Annotated in this window: 18 protein-coding genes and 1 pseudogene; 8 read left to right on the top strand and 11 right to left on the bottom strand. The window is 44.3% G+C overall.

Features of this window, described 5'->3' with window-relative positions:
* The first annotated feature begins 95 nt into the window (after positions 1–95).
* Positions 96–1,370 carry an amino acid deaminase gene (locus OCU50_RS18520; RefSeq protein WP_060469168.1) on the top strand — a complete coding sequence of 425 codons (1,275 nt, stop codon included), beginning with the start codon at positions 96–98 and terminating at the stop codon, positions 1,368–1,370.
* Positions 1,371–1,459: 89 nt separating this feature from the next.
* Entirely contained in the window at positions 1,460–2,323 is an 864-nt protein-coding gene (locus tag OCU50_RS18515) for a MurR/RpiR family transcriptional regulator (RefSeq protein WP_060469167.1), read from the top strand.
* Between the two features lie 122 nt (positions 2,324–2,445).
* Here OCU50_RS18515 and OCU50_RS18510 read toward each other — a convergent pair whose 3' ends face one another.
* The 6 genes and pseudogenes from OCU50_RS18510 to OCU50_RS18485 form a co-directional block, all read right to left on the bottom strand.
* A complete protein-coding gene (locus OCU50_RS18510; protein ID WP_060469166.1) occupies positions 2,446–2,988 on the bottom strand; it encodes an AAA family ATPase in 543 nt (180 codons plus the stop codon).
* Between the two features lie 65 nt (positions 2,989–3,053).
* Positions 3,054–3,232, bottom strand: a pseudogene (locus tag OCU50_RS20775) (IS5/IS1182 family transposase); the annotation flags it as partial.
* A gap of 68 nt (positions 3,233–3,300) precedes the next feature.
* Positions 3,301–4,344: a DUF2955 domain-containing protein gene (locus OCU50_RS18500; RefSeq protein WP_060469165.1), complete on the bottom strand. Its 1,044-nt coding sequence runs from the start codon at positions 4,342–4,344 to the stop codon at positions 3,301–3,303.
* Positions 4,345–4,356: 12 nt separating this feature from the next.
* Positions 4,357–5,415, bottom strand: coding sequence for an HlyD family secretion protein (locus OCU50_RS18495; protein ID WP_060469164.1), 1,059 nt, complete (start codon positions 5,413–5,415; stop codon positions 4,357–4,359).
* A gap of 17 nt (positions 5,416–5,432) precedes the next feature.
* Positions 5,433–5,906, bottom strand: a complete 474-nt coding sequence (slyA, locus tag OCU50_RS18490; RefSeq protein WP_060469163.1) for a transcriptional regulator SlyA — start codon at positions 5,904–5,906, stop codon at positions 5,433–5,435.
* A gap of 283 nt (positions 5,907–6,189) precedes the next feature.
* Positions 6,190–6,729, bottom strand: a complete 540-nt coding sequence (locus OCU50_RS18485) for a hydrolase (RefSeq protein ID WP_060469162.1) — start codon at positions 6,727–6,729, stop codon at positions 6,190–6,192.
* 215 nt (positions 6,730–6,944) lie between these two features.
* Between OCU50_RS18485 and OCU50_RS18480 the strand changes: the two genes are divergently transcribed.
* The 4 genes from OCU50_RS18480 (at position 6,945) to OCU50_RS18465 (ending at position 10,448) form a co-directional block, all read left to right on the top strand.
* On the top strand, positions 6,945–7,514 hold the full coding sequence (locus OCU50_RS18480; protein WP_060469161.1) for a porin family protein: 570 nt from the start codon (positions 6,945–6,947) through the stop codon (positions 7,512–7,514).
* A gap of 579 nt (positions 7,515–8,093) precedes the next feature.
* Complete coding sequence (locus tag OCU50_RS18475) at positions 8,094–9,029, top strand: zinc transporter ZntB (protein ID WP_060469160.1); 936 nt, start codon at positions 8,094–8,096, stop codon at positions 9,027–9,029.
* Positions 9,029–9,604 (top strand): mechanosensitive ion channel family protein, encoded by a 576-nt coding sequence (locus tag OCU50_RS18470; RefSeq protein WP_060469159.1) that lies wholly within the window; start codon positions 9,029–9,031, stop codon positions 9,602–9,604. The genes OCU50_RS18475 and OCU50_RS18470 overlap by 1 nt, the downstream gene beginning before the upstream one ends.
* A 214-nt stretch (positions 9,605–9,818) precedes the next feature.
* Complete coding sequence (locus OCU50_RS18465) at positions 9,819–10,448, top strand: esterase/lipase family protein (RefSeq protein ID WP_060469158.1); 630 nt, start codon at positions 9,819–9,821, stop codon at positions 10,446–10,448.
* 88 nt (positions 10,449–10,536) lie between these two features.
* Here the strand turns inward: OCU50_RS18465 and OCU50_RS18460 are convergent, their stop codons facing one another.
* Positions 10,537–11,511 (bottom strand): arginine deiminase-related protein, encoded by a 975-nt coding sequence (locus OCU50_RS18460; RefSeq protein ID WP_082710373.1) that lies wholly within the window; start codon positions 11,509–11,511, stop codon positions 10,537–10,539.
* Positions 11,512–11,992: 481 nt separating this feature from the next.
* Here OCU50_RS18460 and OCU50_RS18455 point away from each other — a divergent pair, with 481 nt between their 5' ends.
* Both OCU50_RS18455 and OCU50_RS18450 read left to right on the top strand, forming a co-directional pair.
* Positions 11,993–13,843 carry an ABC transporter ATP-binding protein gene (locus OCU50_RS18455; RefSeq protein ID WP_060469156.1) on the top strand — a complete coding sequence of 617 codons (1,851 nt, stop codon included), beginning with the start codon at positions 11,993–11,995 and terminating at the stop codon, positions 13,841–13,843.
* Positions 13,844–14,131: 288 nt separating this feature from the next.
* Positions 14,132–14,836 carry a DUF445 domain-containing protein gene (locus OCU50_RS18450; protein WP_017057718.1) on the top strand — a complete coding sequence of 235 codons (705 nt, stop codon included), beginning with the start codon at positions 14,132–14,134 and terminating at the stop codon, positions 14,834–14,836.
* 125 nt (positions 14,837–14,961) lie between these two features.
* Here OCU50_RS18450 and OCU50_RS18445 read toward each other — a convergent pair whose 3' ends face one another.
* The 4 genes from OCU50_RS18445 to putA form a co-directional block, all read right to left on the bottom strand.
* Positions 14,962–15,450 (bottom strand): Lrp/AsnC family transcriptional regulator, encoded by a 489-nt coding sequence (locus OCU50_RS18445; protein WP_017057717.1) that lies wholly within the window; start codon positions 15,448–15,450, stop codon positions 14,962–14,964.
* Positions 15,451–16,652: 1,202 nt separating this feature from the next.
* A complete protein-coding gene (putP, locus tag OCU50_RS18440) occupies positions 16,653–18,143 on the bottom strand; it encodes a sodium/proline symporter PutP (RefSeq protein WP_060469410.1) in 1,491 nt (496 codons plus the stop codon).
* A gap of 136 nt (positions 18,144–18,279) precedes the next feature.
* Positions 18,280–18,984: a hypothetical protein gene (locus tag OCU50_RS18435; protein ID WP_060469155.1), complete on the bottom strand. Its 705-nt coding sequence runs from the start codon at positions 18,982–18,984 to the stop codon at positions 18,280–18,282.
* 11 nt (positions 18,985–18,995) lie between these two features.
* Positions 18,996–22,133, bottom strand: coding sequence for a bifunctional proline dehydrogenase/L-glutamate gamma-semialdehyde dehydrogenase PutA (gene putA / locus OCU50_RS18430; RefSeq protein ID WP_060469154.1), 3,138 nt, complete (start codon positions 22,131–22,133; stop codon positions 18,996–18,998).
* Positions 22,134–22,270 lie beyond the last annotated feature (137 nt).

Below are 22,270 nucleotides of genomic sequence, written 5' to 3'. Positions count from 1 at the left end.
TATTTTAATTTGCGTGATAGTTTCTATCACGAAGCGTATTACAGATATATTTAAACATTAAATAACAATCACTTAAACCATGTTAGGAATCAGCAATGAAACATAACCCTGCACAAAAAGATGTTATAAAGTATCAAAAAGATAGTTTCATCTTGACTGAAAAAGGCCAAAAAGGGAGAGCAATATCACAATCTGAGAACGGTATTTATCGATTGGTTGATGAAGACATTTCGCTTCCGGTAGCAATTATCAAACAATCAGCGTTGACCAATAACCTGAATTGGATGCAATCATTCGCCGATCATCACCAGGTTAAATTGTCGCCACACGGCAAAACATCAATGACGCCTGACTTCTTCCGTCAACAACTAGAAAATGGCGCTTGGGGAATTACCGTTGCGACACCTGCACAAGCAGAAATTGCAGCAATGGCAGGCGCAAAAAGAATCATCATGGCTAACCAATTGGTAGGAAAAACTAACATGGCGATCATCGAACAGCTTATTAGTGAGTTCGACGTTGATTTCTATTGTTGTGTGGATTCGTCAGTCAACGTGCAGCAACTCAACCAATACTTCTCCAACAAAAAGCAGACGCTAAAAGTACTGATCGAGTTTGGTGTTCCGGGTGGCCGTTGTGGTTGTCGTTCACCTCAAGAAGTTCTAGAGCTGGCGCAAACTATCCAAGATACGCCTGCGCTTTCGCTAGCGGGTATTGAGGTATACGAGGGTGTGATTCATGGCGACAATGCCGAGCAAGACATTCGTACCTTCTTAAACCAAGCGCTGACCTCGGTCGAAAGCCTTGCATCAGATGGCTTAATTACCGGTCAACCTATCATCACTGGCGCTGGCTCGGCTTGGTATGACGTGGTGGCAGAATGCTTGGCGAACCTAACGGATTATTTAGCGATTATCCGCCCAGGTTGCTATGCCATCCACGATACTGGGATCTACCTAGACGCCCAAAGTAAGGTATTGCAGCGTGCCCAAGTAAACCAAGGCTACGCGTGTGAATTGGGCGGTGATTTAGAATCAGCACTTGAGGTATGGGCGTATGTTATCTCTCGTCCAGAGCCAACCAAACTGGTAATCGGGCTAGGTAAACGTGATGTGGCCTTTGATGCTGGATTACCTATTGCTGAACGCGGATATCGCAATGGTGAAGATATATCTGTGAAAGGTCTGACCGCTACTGCCGTGATGGATCAACATACTTTTGTGGAAACGGACAGCTCTTCAGAGATTGAAGTTGGCGACATGATTGCGTTCTCAACCTCACACCCATGTTTAACCTTCGATAAGTGGCGTTACATTGCTATCAGCGATGACGACTATCAGGTAACAAACTGGGTAGAGACCTGCTTCTAGCTCGATTTTTCAATAAGCTAGAATCAGCGAAGCATTCAGATATACTAACGGGGCTAAGGCATAGCCCCATCAACAAAGGATCAGGATTCTTGAGTTTAGAAGTAGATATCATTTCACAGATAACCGAGCGTTTTCCCGCTCTTCGTGATGCCGAGAAAAAAGTTGCCAAGCTGATCATGGATGACATTGATTTTGCCGCCAAAGCCAGCATTACAGAACTCGCTGAAAACGCGCAAGTCAGTGAAGCTACCATTACCCGTTTTGCTAAGGCGATTGGCTGTAACAACGTTCGTGATATGAAGATCAAGCTTGCTCAAACCCTAACGGTGGGCCAGCGCTTTATTCTCGAACCGGTTAACCAAACTGGCTATCAAGGTATCTACGAATCGATCAAGCAGAGCCTAGACATCAACCGCACTCTGTTCAAAGAGCAAGACGTTGAAACCGCGGTGAGTTGGCTGCACAACGCCAGACAGATCATTGCTATCGGCATGGGTGGCGGCTCGACCATCGCTTCTCAAGAACTGCAACATCGACTGTTTCGCTTAGGTTACCCAGTGGTGTCGTACAACGATGGTTTAATGTCACGCATGGTTGCCGCCACGGCCGATGCCAACGACGTCATGGTGATGATTTCCGCGACAGGCTTTACGCCGGTGATCACCGAAACCGCCGAACTAGCGAAGCAATACGGGCTTAAGGTCATCGCGATTACCCCGCAAGACACGCCACTAGCAAAGGTTGCGAATATTGTTTTGCCAATCAAACACATGGAAACCGACTTCATCTACAAGCCATCAGCGTCTCGCTACGCTATGCTGGCGTTGGTGGATGTGCTTTCGATGGGCATGGCGGTCAATCACAAGAACCGCTCGCGCGATAAACTGCGCCGCTTGAAGGTTGCTTTAGACTCCCACCGAGGTGGTGGCGACCGACAGCCTCTCGGTGACTAAACGTTACCGAAGCCAATCTTGTCGCAGCTAAATCAAAATTGAATCTGAATAGGAAAGTCCCGTAGTATTAACTCAATCGAGTCGATATTGCGGGGCTTTTTTCATTGTTGTTTTGCCGGAACTCACTCGCCTGAGTTGATTGAAGCTAAGATAAACTCGACTCGCTCCTCAACAGATAATTTAGGCACTTCCACCAACTTATAACCAAACTGGGTATAGGCTGCCACCATCTTTTCGTAAGTGGCGATCGCTTCATCGAAATCTTGCTTGCGCTCTTGGTCATTGATGAAAATCGCCTCCCAAGGCGGGAAGATAAATACCTTGCTGTTGTATGCGAGCTCATTACAGCTATTCAGCAAGGACTCTGGAATAGGCAACGTTTCTAACAAGCTGTAACCGTATGAATCCACGATGCTTCTATCAAAGAAGACAAGCTGTTCACTCGATTCGAACGTTTGATAATTGGCTAACTCTTCTCGCACCATTTCATCGCGAAATGCCACTTTGTCTAACCATGGTAAGGCGATCCCTTGTTTCTCGACTTGATGCTGAATCACTTTACGCCCAACTTCTGGTGCGCAGCGATAGCCCTGGCTTTTCAAAGCGTCGATAACTGAAGTTTTGCCCGATCCCGGGCCACCGGTAAATACGATTAGATTGTTCAAATAGACCTCTTCAAAGGAGTGGTACTCCTCAATGATACTTAGATATGTTTACATAAATCAGTAAGGAGCACTTCTGCATCGATGACTTTTGATAGCTCAGCTCTGTCGCGATCATTGAATGAGTGCGTGTATCGACTGATATATGCCGCTTTCACCAGACGCTACACTTCCATTTGTATCGTTTGTTTACTTTCCACTCCCCTTCGCCATAAAACTTAAGACCAGTCGCACGAATGGTTAGGTCACGTATCAGTGGGGAAGTTAAATTACACCACGACAGAGGGTAGGCAGAATATGAGATATTGAGATAAATTAAGCGGTTTCATGGCTAAATCGAGTCGCTGGAAAGCGGTTCAACAAGCGATGAATAAAATAAGTGATCAATAACGTCACGACAATAGCAAACAAGATACTGCTGATACGATATAAAGCACTATAGATAAGGTCACCGCCAGGAGTGAGGTACTGGCCGAATAAAATGCCGATGGTTGTCAGTCCACCAAACCCTGTTCCTGAACCACTCGACTCCTTCACATGCATGTAGCCAAAAATCATTGCCCCTATCCACAAAAGTGGAACCACAAATAACAGTAAATCTGACCAGTCATACAAAAGAATTTGACTGGCTAAGCCAAAAGTCACACCAAACAATGTCCCCATCGCACGCTTGCGAGCATAACCCAATGCGCCATTCCAGTTCATTGGAAAAAGCAGCAATATCGTCGTGACCTGTGCTGACATTGAGTCCTGCAGATCAAAGACTTGGAACACAATAAACGAAAGCGTAGCGATACTGGCGCCCATTAAGGCTTCGTGACGCATGCGGTGACTTTTCTTTGCTTCGGTTGGCCTCGGCGGTGGCTGACGGGGTTCCACATCTGGAATTACAAACATCATTAAATAAGCAATGATAACGGATAGCACGCAGGCAAGTAAGTTGGTAAAAATAAGGTTGTTTAAGTCGATGCTTGGGTAACTGGCAAAGTGCAGCATAATGCTCAAACTGATGATGCTGTTTGCACCAAACAAAAATAAGCTGCCTTTTGACATGCAGGCAAACTTTATCAGAAATAGTACAAAAGCCACCATCGTCATCATGCCGGGGTGACTGATTAATAACCCACCAATAATACCAACTTCCAGCCCACAAACGATGGCAGATGCAAACAATTGACGCGCAGCGTGTGCGCTCATCACAGGTACCATACCCAATAACAACATTGGCGTAACGGTAAAAAATACGCCGTTATCCCAACCAAACAGCTTGCTGATGGTAAAGCCTAAAGTAGCGCCAGTGGCAATACGTAGGCATTGTCGAAAATCATTTCCAGATAACGGGTGATCCCATAATTTCATGCCACCTCCCGATCAGTAAACGTAGTGTAAAACACTGAGGAAACGAATCTGTACTTTCGCAAGCCATGCAAATACCGCATTGTTAGGGATCAATTGAACCGTAGCTCGGGCTCCAGATGGAAGTTGCTTAACGAGTTCATTGTCGATGTCTAAATGTACACGCATTCGTTGTGCATCCCGCACCCAGCGATTAGAGCCTGTTGGTGTTGCAAGACTACCGTCGGCTGCAAATTGACCCGCACTGACCCCCGCATCCAGAGTGCTCACTTGTGCGTTAAAGACATGTCCAGGTTTGCTGTCGAACGCGATCAAGGCGTGACTATCGATTGAAAAGTGACGCAGACTTTTTTCGCGAAAATCTGCGATAACATCAACGTTATCTGAAACTAGCGCAATCAATGGGCTACCCGCACTGGCATAGGTACCGGCTTTCAACTGTAAGTTCGTTATCACACCATCGTGATCTGAAACCACTTGTGTATAAGAAAGATTGAGCTTGGCTTTTTCTAATTGATTTTGAGCTACACGAATACTGACATTACTATCGTCGATTTCACCACGACTCACTTGTAACTCTTTCAAACGTGCTTTCGCAGCAGCAACATTCGCTTTAGCCGCCACGGCGGAGCTATGAGCGTCATCGCGTAACTTTTGAGAAGTACCATGACGTGAGAAAAGCGCATTTAATCGTTCTGCTTCACGGTTTTTTTGGCTTGCAAGAATACCACTGGCTTTTAGATCCGCTTCGGCAGCAGCAATGGATGCGTCAAGCTGCTCATTATTTTGGATAACTTGTTTAAGGTTTAATTGAGCTTGTTCAACCGCAAGCTGATAAAACGCTGGGTTAATTTCAAATAGGAGATCTCCTTGATGGATAGCTTGGTTGTTTTTCACATATACGTGGGTAATTTGTCCACTGACTTGAGGTGCAACTTTAGTTACGACACGGGTTGCCATTGCTTGAGGCGTTAATGGCATGGTGAGATCAGCAACAAGAAAATATGCAAAAACAAGAACAAATCCGAAACAGGAAAATTTAATCCAGCGCGCGAATGTTTCGTCGGGGGTCATAGATAGTAACTTCTCTTTTATTGTGTGGTTTCTGACTTTTCGCTAAGAGCATCAAGGGCGTTATGGGTAATTTGTTCAAGAATGAAAGAGAGCTTTTTCATCTCGTCATCATCAATACTATTGAGCAACTGGCGACGTACTTGAATAATGCGAGCTTCCATTTTCTTGATTAACGACTTACCGTCATCGGTAAGACCCACAATTCGAGCACGTTTGTCACTAGCACAGCAGTGTCGAGTGATGAGCGATTGCTGTTCTAATTGATTCAACGTTCTCATTAATGATGGCAATTCAATCTCGAGCGCTTCCGAGAGTTTTTTCTGGCTCACGTTGTCACCGAGGCGTTGCAGTTTCCATAGCGCCGTCCAACGTGGGTGCGTAAGACCAAGCGGTGCGAGTTCACGGTCAGCGACCATTTTCCATAGACGAGAAACGCGAGCAAGTTGCTCGGCCAGAGAAAGATCTTTAAGACTGTGGGTGTCTTGAACCATGATGAAAACCTCAATTACTTAGCGTGCTAACCACTTTACTTTACTTAGCGCGCTAAGTAAATAAGTGAGAGGTAAATCACATAATATTTTTATTAATAGATCGGTTATAAAGAGACGGGTAGCGCACTCGCTTGTTGTTCCGCTGGCACTGAAAACTTGACACCCTACGTCTGACACACATCAGCCATTAAGTTTTTAAATACCCAATCACCGATGTGTTGTCTAACTTGCTCCTCTGATAAACATGATTAGATTATTCAAATCAGCGGCTTTAAGAGAATGATTAACGAATCAAGGATAGGACTTGCTTGAACTCAGAGGCGCGGCAGTCTTTCACTAGCTCGTATAAGCTCATTTCCAATCCTGTGATTAGAACACCAGAGCCAGCCAATCTTCGGATAGCCAACTTCTTATTAAGCGCGGTTCGTGAACTAACACAGTCACCAACTACCTGAACCTTGTACCCAAGATCCAGCAAACCAATGGCGGTTTGATAAACACAGATATGAGCCTCTATGCCACACACCAACCACGTATCCACATCCTTGGCTTGCACTGCCTCAACAAACTTGGGCTCGTTACACGCGTTGAACGTAAATTTTGGTATCGGCTTAGCTTCGCCCAACAAGTCATTCAACTCACTAACGGTAGCCCCCAACTTCTCTGGGTTCTGCTCCAAGCTCACAATAGGAAGACCTAAAACCTGTGCTCCTTCAATCATCTTTCCACAATTAGAAATCAGGGTATCGCTCTCATCAACAAGGCGTGCGAGTTTGCCTTGCACATCCACAACCACCAAACCCGTCTTCTGTCTCGTTAACATCTTTTTCTCCTTGTCATAATCTGGCTGGCTCATATAAGCAACTCGATGTGTAAACCACCCACTATGTAACGATTCAACTTACAAAGCCATACAGTAATGAGCAAAAGATTCAGGGATAATATTCAACAACGGCCGAGTAGCCAAAAACAACAAGTATTAAAAATTGACAGTGACCGACAATCACATTTAAAAACATGACAGAGTGAGTAACAAAGATGAACAAGATAACGAAATCAGCATTGGCACTAGGGTTAATCAGCGCGGTTTCTCTTCCAGCTTTAGCAGCAGGCACTGACGGTGGTGCGTACATTGGGGGCGGACTTAGCCTCTACCAAGGTTCTGATACAGATGGTCAAGGTAGTTTAGATTCAGACGGCATGGGCTACAACCTATACGGCGGTTACCAATTCAACCGTATCGTTGGTGTTGAACTTGGCTACAACGATTACGCAAACTACAAAAAGGGGGCGGCTAAATTGTCACCGACATCTATCTCTGCATCCGCAAACATCGGTTACACATTCGACAACACAATCCGCCCATTCGTATTGGCTGGTTTAAGTTCTGTTGACCTAAACGCAAACAAGAGTGCTGGTTACGATGACGACAGTGGTACTGGCTTCCACTTTGGTGTTGGTGTTGAATACACGCCGATTGAACATTTAACACTGCGCCTAATTTCGCAAGCAGATGCAGTTAGTGTTGAGAACGACTACGGCTCTAAGAAGGAAGACAAAACACTTGCCTTCAACAGCATTAGCTTCGGTGGTTCATACAACTTCTAATGTGATTGAGTCACATAGAATAAGCTAAACATACTCATTCACTTTGCTGTTCCACCTTGTCATGAAGGTCACTCAGTAGAGTGAATTTGTACCGTTCTCACCCCAGTAGTCAATTTCATCATTCAAACCTCTCAACCTATCGCATAACCAGCCATCTCTAATAAACTAACTTCAACACTCTGAAACGCTAACGCTCTGAAGTGACACAGATCCAATTAGAGCTTTCGCCATAACAGACTAGACTGAATGTTAGAGAGTGTGTATTTAACCTGACTGAATATCTCGTGTCGTTAAGCTTGTGCTTGTCGTTATGTTAGTGATGGTAAAAAGCGACTTACTGTCATCGATTTATCTCCTGCGTACAAAGAAAATACCTCAGTTTTTTCTCTTTTATCCATCGCTAACGCTGTACTCTAATGCTAATTTATAATGACTAAACAATGAGCTACATTTGTTCGAGAAAACAAAGCGAGTCCATACTACTCACAAAAACAAACTAACCTCATTAAACCGTGCTCAGTATGGCGCCTTAAATGGCACCGTCATTTCGATATACCTCATATCATTAAGGATCGACGAATGGACGCTTTCATAATTTCAAGCTGGCAATTTTCAGAGGGAGTGGCACATGAACACAACACCACCCCTGAACCATTCGAACAAGCGACTTGGTATCACTGCCAAAGAGATGCTGAAGGGTTACGAGAATGGCTTCAAAATAATACAGTTTCGAACGCTATTGTGGATTCCCTGCTCGCAGATGACACTCGTCCTCGATTTGAACAGTTTGGCCATGATTGCTTTTTAATCATCCTACGAGGCATTAACCTAAACGAAGGTGCTAATCCCGATGATATGCTGAGCCTGCGCATCTTATGGTACAAAGGCACCTTAATATCAACGCGCAAAGTCCCTTCGAAAGCAGTCAGCAATTTACTCTCCGACCTTAAACAAAACCAAGGCCCAACATCACTGCCAGATGTTTTACTTGGAATGATACGTGGAATAAACCACTACATTTCGAACTTCTTAACGCCTGTAGAACAACTGATTGACGATCTGGAGTCTGACTCCCATATCGATATAAAATCCATCAACGCTCTGCATTCAAGGCTACTCAAATTAAGACGTTATTTGAAACCACAGAAATACGTCTTCGAAGATTTAATGAATGAACTACCGACTCCTCTCAACAAACACAACAGCCATATAAAAAACAGCCTCGACACCATGCTGAGAATTAATGAATCGATTGAGTTTTACATCGATCAGATTAATGTATTTTTTGCTAGCCGAAGTCAGCATCAAGCTGAAAAAATGAATAGAAATACATACCTATTTTCAATCATTGCAGGTATTTTCCTCCCAGCTGGTTTCTTCACCGGTTTACTCGGAGTCAATATTGCCGGTATCCCAGGAACAGAGAACCCAGTGGCATTCCCACTGTTTTGTGTTGGGTTGCTCATGACCGTGGCGATAGAAGTCGTTATTTTGAGAAAATTGAGGTTTATTTAATGGTTGAGTATTTACAATCAAATATGTGGTTTAAACAAGCAGGTTTAGGCTTACTTCTTATCGTTTTGTATTGGGTGATAAAACGCTTAGGTCAGAATTGGATCGAAGCACTAGCAAAAAATAAGCGTGTCGCATTGAAGCGTAAACAGTCCGTGCTTAAATGTTTCAATATCACTCTGTTTCTACTCTTCACCGCTATTTTTACTATTATTCTAAACTTAGGTTTTGGCGACATCTCCCTGTTTTTATCCTCCATATTTGCGGTGCTCGGTGTCGCGTTGTTTGCACAGTGGTCAATTTTAAGTAACCTCACAGCCAGCGTACTGATATTCTTTGTGTTCCCGTATCGTATTGGTGACAAAGTAAAAGTCGCAGAGAAAGACGAAGACATCAGCGGCGTGATCATCGATATCACCATGTTCCACGTGATTCTCCGACACAGTTCGGGCAACATCATCACCTACCCTAATAACCTGATCCTACAAAAAGGCGTGATCAAGGTTTTAGTCGAACCGGAACTTAAAAATGAAGCTATCCACACTACTCTTGTGAAAACTGAAGACACACAAAAGTAAAGTTCCCCCTTGTGGAGCATCATCAATAGACTCAGAAAGAGGGCTAAAATAGTTATCCCTCTTTCAATTAAAAGTCATTCACTTTCTGCTAACTTTACCATTCAAAAGAACTCACGCTTTATGATCGTCAATTGTCTCTCATTCACAATAAGTTTTATTGAGTTTAAATTGGTGACTCAATATACTGGAAGGCATCATCAGACGGAGGACAAAAATGAATAATAAAAACAAACATATAGTTTTAATTCATGGTCTGTATATGCCTGCGTTGATCATGCAGTATCTTGATAAGAGTTTTAAAAAGCGTGGCTTTATAACGCACAAGTTTTCCTACAACTCTTTACGTTTTCCTTCTGCCGCTAAGCGCCTCAGTCGCTTTGTAAACGCTCGTTTTGATGAACACGATGAAGTTTACTTTTTTGGTCACTCACTTGGTGGTTTACTTATTCGCCACTACTTTAAATTCTATCAACCCAAGTTCTCTGACACCTGCATCATCACTGCGGGCACCCCGCACAATGGAGCAACCATCGCTAAGACACTGTCGAATCATGGGCTTGGATTTATCTTTGGTTCGAGTGAAATAATCTTAAGTGATGGTTTGGGTGATTACGATATCGATGTACCGATTGGGGTTATCACTGGCACCTACGATACCGGAGTCGGACGTATTGTATTAGGCAGAAACCCAGGTGACGGTACGGTCACACTGGAAGACGCGAACCTAAGAGGCGCGACTGACACCTGCGCCCTCAAGCTCAATCACACTGCACTTGTGTATTCCAAGGAAGTGGTCACGCTATCTGCTCAATTTATCGAGCACAGAGCTTTCACGAGCGCCTAATGAACACTTGCCTTCAAGGCTAAAGACAAAAATACCACTCTACGAATAGAATGGTACTAAACGGCTGTTATCAAAGACCGATGGCGTGTTATAAGCGATTAATTCGCGTTGGTAAGAACACCTCACCCAACATACAACGAACGGAACCACCACCGATGTCTTCGATGGTTTTTACGTTAAATGGCAACAGCTTCCCATGCGTTGCAAGCTGAGTTAATTGCGCTGGAGAAAAAGCATCATATGCCGATTGAGACATTGCGATTACCTTATCGCCATTCACGGTCTCCAACTGCAGGATGTTGCCACAGAACCGATTCATCTGATCTATGGAAATAGAGATAACCTGTTTATCTTTAGCAAGTGACTTCACAACAAAGCGACGCTCAAATTCAGGAATCACTTCATCGCAAATCACACAGAAATTATCACCGATCGCCATCATCACATTAGTGTGATAAATCGGCTGACCAGACGGTAGTGCCGTTTGAAATGAGACCACGCGAGAGTAACCAATACGCTTAGCGTAATCTTCTAACACTTCACGGTCGCAACGCTGAGAAAGCGCAGCGTAGATCGTCTTATTAATATGATCGATAACCATAACGCCAGTACTCTCTAAATAAGAGCCCTGTGCAACATAAGACTCTAGCGACTCATTATGATTAACAATACGACCTGAGGCTTCTAGCGCTTCAATTAAGGCGTGTGGCTTTACTTCATGCTGACGGTTTTCGCACGCCATAGGGAAAGTGAACAAACTACCATCGCCACAAGTGCTGAACCAATTATTTGGAAAAACAGCATCAGGTGTTTCTACCCCTAACTCGGGGTAATCAAACTCTACAACTTGCACACCTTCTTTACGCAACGAGGCCACCATCGCCTTAAATTCAGCCATCGTCTCTAGCTTAATCTCAGGTTCGGTCAAGTTAACTCTGTGCTGAAACTCATTATCACGTGCAGTTTCTTCGTTAAATCGAAATTCTTTTGGCGGAACCATAACAACGCAATTGGCGTTTTGAACATTAGTAATACGCAGTGATTTCTTGTGTAGGTTTAACATCTCAACCATCCCTATCTTTTATTTACCTCAGAAGTGTAAACAACTTGTTACAACAAGATTCACTGAAAATAATAATGATTTGAATATTTATCCCACACAATAACTGCATAACTTAAATTATTCCGTGATTTTTACTGTGATATAACAGCACGCCAGAAAGAACCAACTGCGTGCATATCAGTTAAGGAACTTGTTGAATAAATATTCTTACTTCACTTTTTAGCTAACCACGAGTTTTGATTACAATTTAATCCATTTAACGTTAGGATTATCACCGTTGCATAACAATCAATTACGTTTGAAATAAGCTTAATTTTTTCCTGTCTAATTCAATCTAAAATAGATGTATTTAAAAGCACTCTTTACGTTTTCTTCAAACAAAACCCCTCGAACGACGTAACGCTAACGCTTATAGAACTCAAATCGTACTTATAAAAACATAACTGCACATCGTGATGCAGTGGCTTATAAAAGGAAATTTATGTACAAGAAATTTGAAGGCTTTACCGAAGCCTTTCCAAAGGGAGAGCCAATACAACCCCCCACTGGAATACTAGCATTCTGTCGCCATTACACTCGGGGCTTTGAAAAACCGTTGATCTTACTCGGGTTGATGACCATGACCATCGCGATAATCGAAGTCGCACTATTTGGTTACATGGGACAATTGGTTGACTGGCTATCAACAAGCAATCCCGATACTTTCTTGGCCGACAATAAATCAACGCTGGTAGGATTGGGGATACTACTGCTGGTTGCGATGCCGATATTAATCAGTGTGTACTCGCTATTGCTTCACCAAACCCTGTTGGGCAACTATCCAATGTCTATTCGTTGGCTAGCACACCGCTACCTTTTGAAACAAAGCTTATCGTTCTATCAAGATGATTTCGCCGGGCGTGTAGCCACCAAAGTCATGCAAACATCGCTTGCGGTGCGTGAAACAGTGACCAAAATGGTTGACGTATTCGTCTACGTGACCGTGTACTTCACGGCGATGTTATTCATGCTCGCAGAATCAGACTGGCGCTTAATGGCACCGATGTTGATTTGGTTATTTATTTACGTCGGCATTCAACTACATTTCGTGCCAAAACTTAAAGACGTATCTTCAGAACAAGCCGATGCTCGATCGCTGATGACGGGCCGTATCGTCGATAGCTACACCAATATCGCAACCGTCAAACTGTTCTCACACAGCAAAAGAGAAACCGAATACGCCGAAGAAGGCATGGAGAGCTTCTTAGACACCGTACATCGACAGATGCGCTTGGTAACAGGTTTCAACATATTGGTTGAGTTTGCTAACTACTTACTGGTGTTCAGCATTGCGGGGATCTCTATCTACTTGTGGCTAGATAACGCGATCACCGTGGGTGCGATTGCGATTGCAGTCAGCTTAGCTCTGCGTATTAACGGCATGTCGAAATGGATCATGTGGGAAATCGGCGGCCTGTTTGAAAACCTAGGAACTGTGATTGATGGCATTAAAACGCTGTCTAAGCCCATTGCTATCGAAGACAAGAAAGACGCTGAGCCTCTTAAGGTTCCACAAGGCGGTATCAACTTCGACAACGTAAGCTTTAACTATGGCGAGAACAAGGGCGTGATCAACAACCTTAATCTCAACATCAAGCCGGGTGAAAAAGTGGGCTTGGTAGGCCGTTCAGGTGCGGGTAAATCAACCTTGGTTAACTTGCTGCTACGTTTCCACGATGTAGAAAGCGGCAGAATTCTGATTGATGACCAAGAGATATCAGCGGTCACGCAAGACTCTCTACGTAGCAACATCGGTATGGTGACTCAAGATACTTCACTGCTTCACCGCTCGATCAAAGACAACATTCTTTACGGTCGACCTGAAGCATCGGATGAAGAAGTTTACGCAGCCACTAAACAGGCGCACGCGCATGAGTTTATCGAAACACTCACTGACCCATTTGGTAATGTTGGTTACGATGCGCAAGTAGGTGAGCGTGGTGTTAAGCTTTCGGGAGGTCAACGTCAACGTGTCGCTATCTCTCGCGTACTGCTGAAGAATGCTCCACTGCTTGTTCTTGATGAAGCAACATCAGCACTCGATTCAGAAGTCGAAGCAGCCATTCAGGAAAGTTTGATTGAACTAATGGAAGGTAAGACAGTGATTGCGATTGCACACCGTTTGTCGACCATCGCTGCGATGGATCGCCTAATCGTACTCGATGAAGGTAAAATCGTTGAGGAAGGCACTCACCAAGAGCTCATTCTCCACAATGGTATCTATGCACAGCTGTGGAGTCACCAAACGGGAGGCTTCATTGCCGATGATCTTGACCAAACATCAAACGCTTAATTCATGTGCTATTTTAAGTTATGCGGCGTATTTCACATCAATTTGTTAATTAACGAGTGAATTACACGTAGCAGAATGTTATTTCGTAACTATATAATGAGATTAACATCAAAGGCGCTTCGCTTGCGCGTTCTGGAATAAGGCTAGACTTCGGGGGAAGGCTAGCCTTTTTTATATTAGTCATTCGACGCTCTGTATTTTCCTTTCCACCACTAGATTGATCCTTTTGGTTTTTTTCTTGGCGTTTTTTTCTTAAAATGCGCGCAATACTCACTCTAGAGATCAACCATGAACAAAAGTGTCTTAACTAACGTGCTTGCGTTAGCACTGCTTGCTGGCGGCTATGCGACAGCAAACCAATACTTGCTTTATGCAGGCCTATTTGCATTTTCAGGCGCCATCACCAACTGGCTTGCGATCCATATGTTGTTCGAAAAAGTACCTGGCCTATATGGCTCTGGCGTCATTCCAGCACGTTTTGAAGAGTTCAAGGCAGCCATTAAGCAACTGATGATGGAACAGTTCTTTACTGAAAGTAACATCGACCGCTTCCTTAGCAGTGAGATGACCGGCAAATCGCTCAACCTAGAGCCAGTGATTAAGAAGATCGACTTTAATCCTGCGTTCGATTCACTGGTTCATGTAATCGAGAACTCACAGTTTGGTGGCATGTTGGCAATGGTTGGTGGCACAGAAGCACTACAGCCGATGAAAGCGCCATTTGTGGAGAAGATGCAAGAATCTGTGATTGAAATCAGCAAGAGTGATTCTGTAAAAAATGCCATTAAAGATGAACTTGAATCGCCTGCCATGATGGATGAAATCAAAGAGAACATTGAAGCGATAATCGATCAGCGTTTAAATGAACTAACACCAAAACTTGTTAAAGAGATGGTTCAAACCATGATCAAGAAACACCTTGGCTGGTTAGTCGTTTGGGGTGGTGTGTTCGGCGGTATAATCGGTTTAATTTCTGCGGCGATTACCCTTTAGACTGCTCGTTCTCAGTTTATCTGGTTGCTTTTTTCTGGCACCCAACAAAAAATGGAAGCTCATCAGCTTCCATTTTTATATCCAATCAACACCCACTTTAGCTACGAAGCCGCGAAGACGTCGCTCTACTTCAAAGTTGCCAACAACTCAGGGTTTACACCAAAACCCTTTTTATGCTCTTCAATCACGACTTCACTACGCGTCTGAATAACGCCTGGCAAGGTACCTAGTTTGGTTGCCATAAACGCTTGGTATGCCTTCATATCTTTAACTCGAACCTTGATCATGGTGTCAAAGTCACCAGACAATGAATAACACTCTTCCACCTCAGGCATCAACTCAACCGCTTGGGCAAATTTATCAAAAATCGAAAAACTGGTTTGATCGAGACGGATATGGATAAAGACTTGTACATCAAGCCCCAACTTTTCTGAGCACAATTCAGCGTGATAACCCGTTATGTAACGCTCTTTTTCCAGTCGTTTCAGTCTATCGGAGCAAGGAGAAGTTGTTAGGTTTACCTGTTTCGCTAATTCAACAACTGGCAGACGCCCTTTTATATGCAGAATTCTTAGTATCTCTTTATCGATACGATCAAGTTGATGCTGAGACATAACATTCCTTAAACATTCTAAATTCGGCTCAGTATATTCCATACTAAGAGCAATCGGGCAAAACCCGGCTCACACATTTAAAAACTAAATACATCAACAACATTCAGGGAAAATGTAAATACCCGAAAAATGATAGTAACCCTTGTCAACCTTAAGTTATTAACAAACTAATATAGCCATGACCCGATTAACACATAAATTGAGCCAGAAAAGAAAGAAGGGAAAATACCAAAGTGAATAATAGAATGAGCAAAGGTCAGGGATAATTCCATGATTAAAACACAAAAAATCGCGTACAAACCGTACTGTATTAGCTCATGGGCAGAATCAAAACATGTTACTCAGGCACTAATAAATCGAGTACTCAAATTGTGGAAGGAAAGTGAAAAATGATGACAAGAGCATTGAAGCAGAACTTGCATTCAAAACGACATAGAAAACAAAAAAACCTCCCTAACGGAGGTTTTTTCTAGGTTAGTAAACACTTACTATACGTTAGCGAGACCAACTCGGTGAGCTGTGCTTCCAGTTTCACATCGGCAATTGCACGTGCGGCAGAAGTGCTGAGTTTCCATATTATAGTGAAGGTTGCCACTAAATAGTTTTGACGTCCATTGCATCATACGACCAGAAGCGGTCTCAGGCTCTGATTCACAACGTTTCATTACCGACTTATGTGGTGTTGTTTTTTTACATCCTTTGCAATAGAGATCAGGCATACCTTTGTCCTATAGGTCTTTAGTAGTTACTGACAATTGACACATCATGTCCAATTAGGTTCCACAATTCACGGAGCTAATTACAAAAGTGGGCGCCAAGTTCAAAAAACAGTCATTTTTCTATTATATTTTTGACATCAAACGTCACTAATATCAGTCCCCCACATTTGAGTATCGTCAATTTACATTGTAAAACCCTCAAATAACTGTCCCGATAAACAACATGCATCAAACATACAATGACGACTATCTCACTTCCCAACGCGCTGAACGCTCTCACCAGCTTCTAATCACGCTAAGCTCGATAAAAGGTATTGTCTTCATCTAATATTGACCCGTAAGAACCCAAAGCATTAGAAAATAGACAAAAAAATAGAGCCACCGAAGTGACTCTATTCTAGGGTTTACAATGTAAACTCTTGTCATCATTGAGCTAGTGAGCATCCAGCCCTATGACTTAGCTGAAAACCTCAGTTCAGACGATTAGTCTAGTTCAACAAGGTTTTTCTCGAACTCAGCGTGTTGCTTCTTAACTTGCTCTTCTGGCTCGCCAGTAATTAGACTCACGATAACGATAGAGATAGTCGATAGGATGATGCCCGGTACGATTTCGTAAACATCGAACCAACCGCCCGTGAACTGTTTCCAAAGTACAATCGTCACACCACCAACCACGATACCCGCTAGAGCGCCGTTGCGGTTCATACGAGACCAATACAGGCTCAATACGATAGCAGGACCGAATGCCGCACCAAAACCAGCCCATGCATAAGACACAAGGCCAAGTACTGAACTGTCTGGTGTCATTGCTAGCGCAAGTGCAATAAGAGAGATTAGGATTACCGCGAAGCGACCTACACGAACGATCTCTTCAGACGTCGCATCTTTCTTAAGTACTTGCTTGTACAGATCTTCTGCCATTGCAGATGAAGAAACAAGAAGCTGTGAATCCGCAGTACTCATGATTGCCGCTAGGATTGCAGCCAGTAGGATACCTGCGATTACTGGGTGGAACATCGCGTTCACAAGAAGCATGAAGATCTTCTCGCCATCCTCTAGCTTAGGCGCGCCAGAGTTAGTCACGTAAACTAAACCAACAAGGCCCACCAACATAGCACCAATCATAGACAGTGCAGTCCATATCACAGCGATACGACGCGCTGTTGTTAGGTCTTTATTGCTACGCGTTGCTTTGAAACGAGCAAGGATGTGTGGCTGACCAAAGTAACCTAGACCCCATGCCGCTAGCGAGATGATCGCGATAGCAGAAAGAGGCTCACCTTTCGCATCATTCCATAGCGTTAGTAGCTCTGGGTTGATGTTATGAAGGTCAGTAGATAGCTGACCAAGGCCACCGTTCATAGCTGCGATTGGTACAATCAATAGCGCAGCAGACATCAACAGACCTTGAACCAAGTCAGTCCAAGATACCGCAAGGAAGCCACCAAACAGGGTATACGAAACCACACATACCGTGCCGATAATAACTGCTGTTGTATAATCTAGACCGAATACCGTTTCAAACAATTTACCACCTGCTACTAAGCCTGAACTTGTGTAGAAAAGGAAGAATAAAAGGATAAAGAAAGCAGAGATCGTTTGAATCAACTTCGAGTTATCATTGAAACGACGAGATAGGAACTCAGGCAACGTCAGTGATTCTGTTGTAATGCTGTAAGTACGTAGACGTTTAGCACTGATTAGCCAGTTCGCCCAAGTACCAACAAGTAGTCCACCAGCAAGCCAGAATGCTTCAAAGCCAGCAGCGTAAGCGTAACCTGGTAGGCCAAGTAGCAGCCAACCACTCATGTCTGATGCACCAGCAGAAAGTGCAGCAGGCCATGGGCCTAACGAACGACCACCTAGGAAGTAGTCAGTTGAGTTAGATGTACGTTTGTAAGCAATAACACCGATTGCTAGCATCATAATTAGATACGCAATAAACGTCGTCGTTATTGCAAAGCTGTTTTCTATCATTTGATAGTCCTCATTTTGTAGAATGCCTTCCATGCCTGACTATATGGATTAATCTCGCCATGAGAGAAAAGGTTAATCATTTAGTTAGGAGATATAGGGCTTTAAGGAATCTCAAAGCCCGTTTTACTGAAGGTTAGTGAGCTTCGCTTCCCAGTTCGAGCAAGGTCGCGTTACCACCCACGGCTGTTATATTTATAGTTCGCGTACGCTCAGTAATAAAACGCAGCGATAAGTGTGGATCGTTAGCAACATTCATTGCCGTAAGATCCGTTTCAGCTACTAAACCAACGATTGCACCGTCACGCTTAGCAAGCTGTAAATTGATAGCTTGTGCAGATTTTGAGTTACCTACATAACCTACGCTTCGTACATCGCAAGACAGCAGCTGTTGTGCAGCGTCATACGAGGCAACTTGCACCAAGTTAGTTGGCAGATTCGCTTGTTTTGCCGCATCGGCAATTAAGGTGTTGAACTGCACATCATCACTGCACAACTGAACGCTGTTCCCAGCCAATAATGCAGCAGTAATCATTGCCATTGCGGTTTGCAGTGCTGGCACTTTCTCTTCGCAATCATCAACAATCACCAAAGCCACACCACGACCTGCAGCATACAACTCGTTGGTTTCGCCCGTAGGACCTGGCATAAGGTGGTGTTCTGCAAGTAATGCTGACGCTTGCTCTAGATGATAAGTCGCTACTGCTGCCAAAGGTGCAGATTGGCTTTCGATCTCTGACTTAAATGAAAGTACCTGAGCACTCTTATAATCAAAGTCGGTAAGATTCCATTGTTCCCACGCTAGCAAAGCATCAGAAAAACCTGTCACTTGATGAACCATGATACTGCTCCTTATGCCTTGTCTTGTGATTGAGAAAAATGAACATCAGTAAAGCGGTATAGGTAGTGAGGACCACCCGCTTTAGGGCCAGTACCCGACAAACCTTGACCGCCGAATGGTTGAACCCCAACAACAGCGCCCACTTGGTCACGGTTGATGTAACAGTTACCCACACGAATGTGTTTCTCGATCCAACGGTAAGTTGTCTCGTTACGGCTGTGGATCCCCATAGTTAAGCCAAAACCGGTTTGGTTAATTTGGTCTACAACTTGCGCTAACTCACTCGCTTTGAAGCGAACAATGTGCAGCACAGGGCCAAACTGTTCTTCTTTCAAGCAACTAATGTCATCGATTTCAAAAGCACTTGGTGGAACAAAATCACCATGTTCACAATCAGAACCTAAAGAAAGCTGAGCTACTTTCTTCTGGGAATTGGTCATGTTTTCTAAGTGCGCCAACAACTTCTGCTTCGCATTTTGGTCGATAACAGGACCAACATCGGTTTTGTGTAGATGTGGAATACCAACACTCAGTTCGTCCATTGCACCGTGAATCAATCCAACCACGCGGTCTGCAATGTCCTCTTGGATGTAAAGCACACGCAGTGCAGAACAACGTTGACCAGCAGAAGCGAATGCAGAACGAATTACGTCACGAACTACCTGCTCAGGCAGTGCCGTACTGTCGACGATCATTGCATTTTGGCCGCCGGTTTCCGCGATAAACGGAACTGGCTTAGCGTTACGGCTTGCCAATGACACATTGATACGTTGCGCTGTTGGGGTTGAACCCGTAAAGGCTACGCCCGCAATCGCATCATGGCTGGTTAGCGCACTGCCGATCTCAGCACCACGACCTGGAAGTAACTGAATGGTGCCAGCAGGGAAACCCGCTTCGTTCATCAGTTCCACTGCGCGAGCTGCAATTAAGCTTGTTTGCTCAGCAGGTTTCGCCACAACCGTGTTACCCGCGACTAGTGCCGCTGTAATTTGGCCAAGGAAGATAGCGAGAGGGAAGTTCCAAGGGCTGATACAAACGAACACACCACGACCTTGTCGTGAAGCGATTCGTGTTTGGCCATCAAAACCTTTTAGTTCGAAACCTTGTAGGTTGTTTGCTTGTTTTGCGTAGTAACGACAGAAGTCGACCGCTTCACGCACTTCATCAACGCTGTCGTGAATCGTCTTACCCGCTTCTTGATGACAAATCGCCACTAGCTCAGCAAGGTTGTCTTCCATCAGGTCAGCCAGCTTCTCAAGCGCAGCCGCTTTGGTTTCAACCGAAGTCGCGTTCCAATCAGCAAATGCCGCATCTGCGCCAGTGATCGCTGCGGAAACATGATCAAGGTTAGCGAAAGCCACCTGACCCACATTAATACGACGATCGTAAGGTGCGGTTACTTGCTCAACGTTCTGATCAGCCTTGATCATGCTTTCAGCAAGAGATTCACCGTTGATCACAGGGCCTGCAGTCCATTGATTGTTAAGGTAAGACTTAACCTGCTCTTCAAACTGATGCGCTTCACTTTCGATATCAATGTTCACACCGTAAGAGTTTTTACGATCAGGGAATACGGCCGGTGGCAATGGAATCTTAGTGTTGTGCAATGTATCAAATGCCAGAAGCATATCGACAGGGTGTTGTGTCAACTCAGCAACTGGGCAGCGAGCATCAACCAAACGATGTACAAACGAACTGTTTGCGCCGTTTTCTAGCAAGCGACGTACTAGGTATGGCAGGAGGTCTTTATGGCTGCCAACCGGTGCGTAGATACGTACTGACTGTTGGTAAGCTTCCATTGCATGGTTGTAAAGAGAATCCCCCATGCCGTGTAAGCGCTGGAATTCAAAGTCTTTATGGTCAGTCATCACTGCAATAGCAGAAACGGTGTGAGCATTGTGGCTCGCAAACTGCGGGAAGATATTGCCACGAACGCTTGGGCTCAATAGGTAACGCGCACAGGCAAGGTAAGCTACGTCTGTCGCTTCTTTGCGTGTGTAAACTGGGTAATCAGTGAAACCAGCTTGTTGTGACCATTTGATCTCGCTGTCCCAATACGCGCCTTTCACCAAGCGAAGCGGGATTAAATCACCCTGCTCTTTCGCCAAGCGGTTTAGCCATACTAGAACCGGCAGCGCACGTTTTGAGTAAGCTTGAATAACCAGACCAAATTTACCCCAACCTTTCACAAGGTCAGTGCGGTACAGTTTTTCGAATAATTTAAGAGAAAGCTCTAGGCGATCGGCTTCTTCCGCATCAATCGTAATCGCAACATCAAGCTCTACGGCGCGGCGCAATAGCTGCTCTAGCGTGTCGCACAGTTCCGTCAATACTCGATCTTCGTTCGCCACTTCATAACGTGGGTGAAGCGCAGAAAGCTTGATAGAAACCGATGGAGCAGGACTCGATTTTGAAGATACGTAGGTATCTCGACCTACGGCTTCAATCGCCATTAGGTAATCTTTGAAGTATTTGTTTGCGTCTGCCGTAGTCAGTGCCGCTTCACCTAGCATGTCGTATGAGTAGGTAAAACCTTTGTCACGCATAGACTTACCGTTCTTTTGCGCTTCAGCAATGCTGCGACCAAGAACGAATTGGTGACCCATCACCTTCATCGCTTGGTGCATCGCTTTACGAATCACCGGCTCAGAAAGCTTGTTCACTAAACGGTTTACTGCTTGACCAGCACTCTGCTCATTAGATGAAAGTCCAACCACCTTGCCCGTTAGCATTAGGCCCCAAGTGGATGCGTTAACAAAAACCGAGTCAGAATTCTTCAGGTGAGATTTCCAATCCGCAACACTGAGTTTGTCACGAATCAGCGCATCAGCCGTTGCTGAATCAGGAATACGCATCAAAGCTTCCGCCAGACACATCAGCAAGATGCCTTCTTGAGTATCTAAGCTGTATTCAAGCAACAAGGCATCGATCATCTGGATAGAAGTCTTATCCGTTCGGATAGATTCGATCAATGATGTCGTTTTGTCTGCGATTTGCTTCTTTTCAGACTCAGAAGGGGTAGCTAGTGGCAGGAGCTGCTCTAGCCATTGGGTTTCATCCACCATATACAATGGTGAGATAAGCGACCATAGATCATCAAGCGATTGCTCATTGAATTCTGGTTTTAACACATCAGTAGCTGTAAACATGCGTTTTCCTTAATCTCACACCCGAAAAGAGTTCGGGCTCTCTACAATGGCAGCAGTGTATTTTGAGTATATAAGGATTACTTGTCAAAAACTCCGGGTTTTTTGCCAAAAGCTCGCTTTATTAACAAAACAAACAC

The organism is Vibrio toranzoniae, assembly GCF_024347655.1.
In the GTDB taxonomy this organism is placed as follows: Bacteria; Pseudomonadota; Gammaproteobacteria; order Enterobacterales; family Vibrionaceae; genus Vibrio; species Vibrio toranzoniae.
The sequence above is the reverse complement of the archived record's forward strand: the minus strand, read 5'-3'. Positions and strand labels throughout refer to the sequence as shown.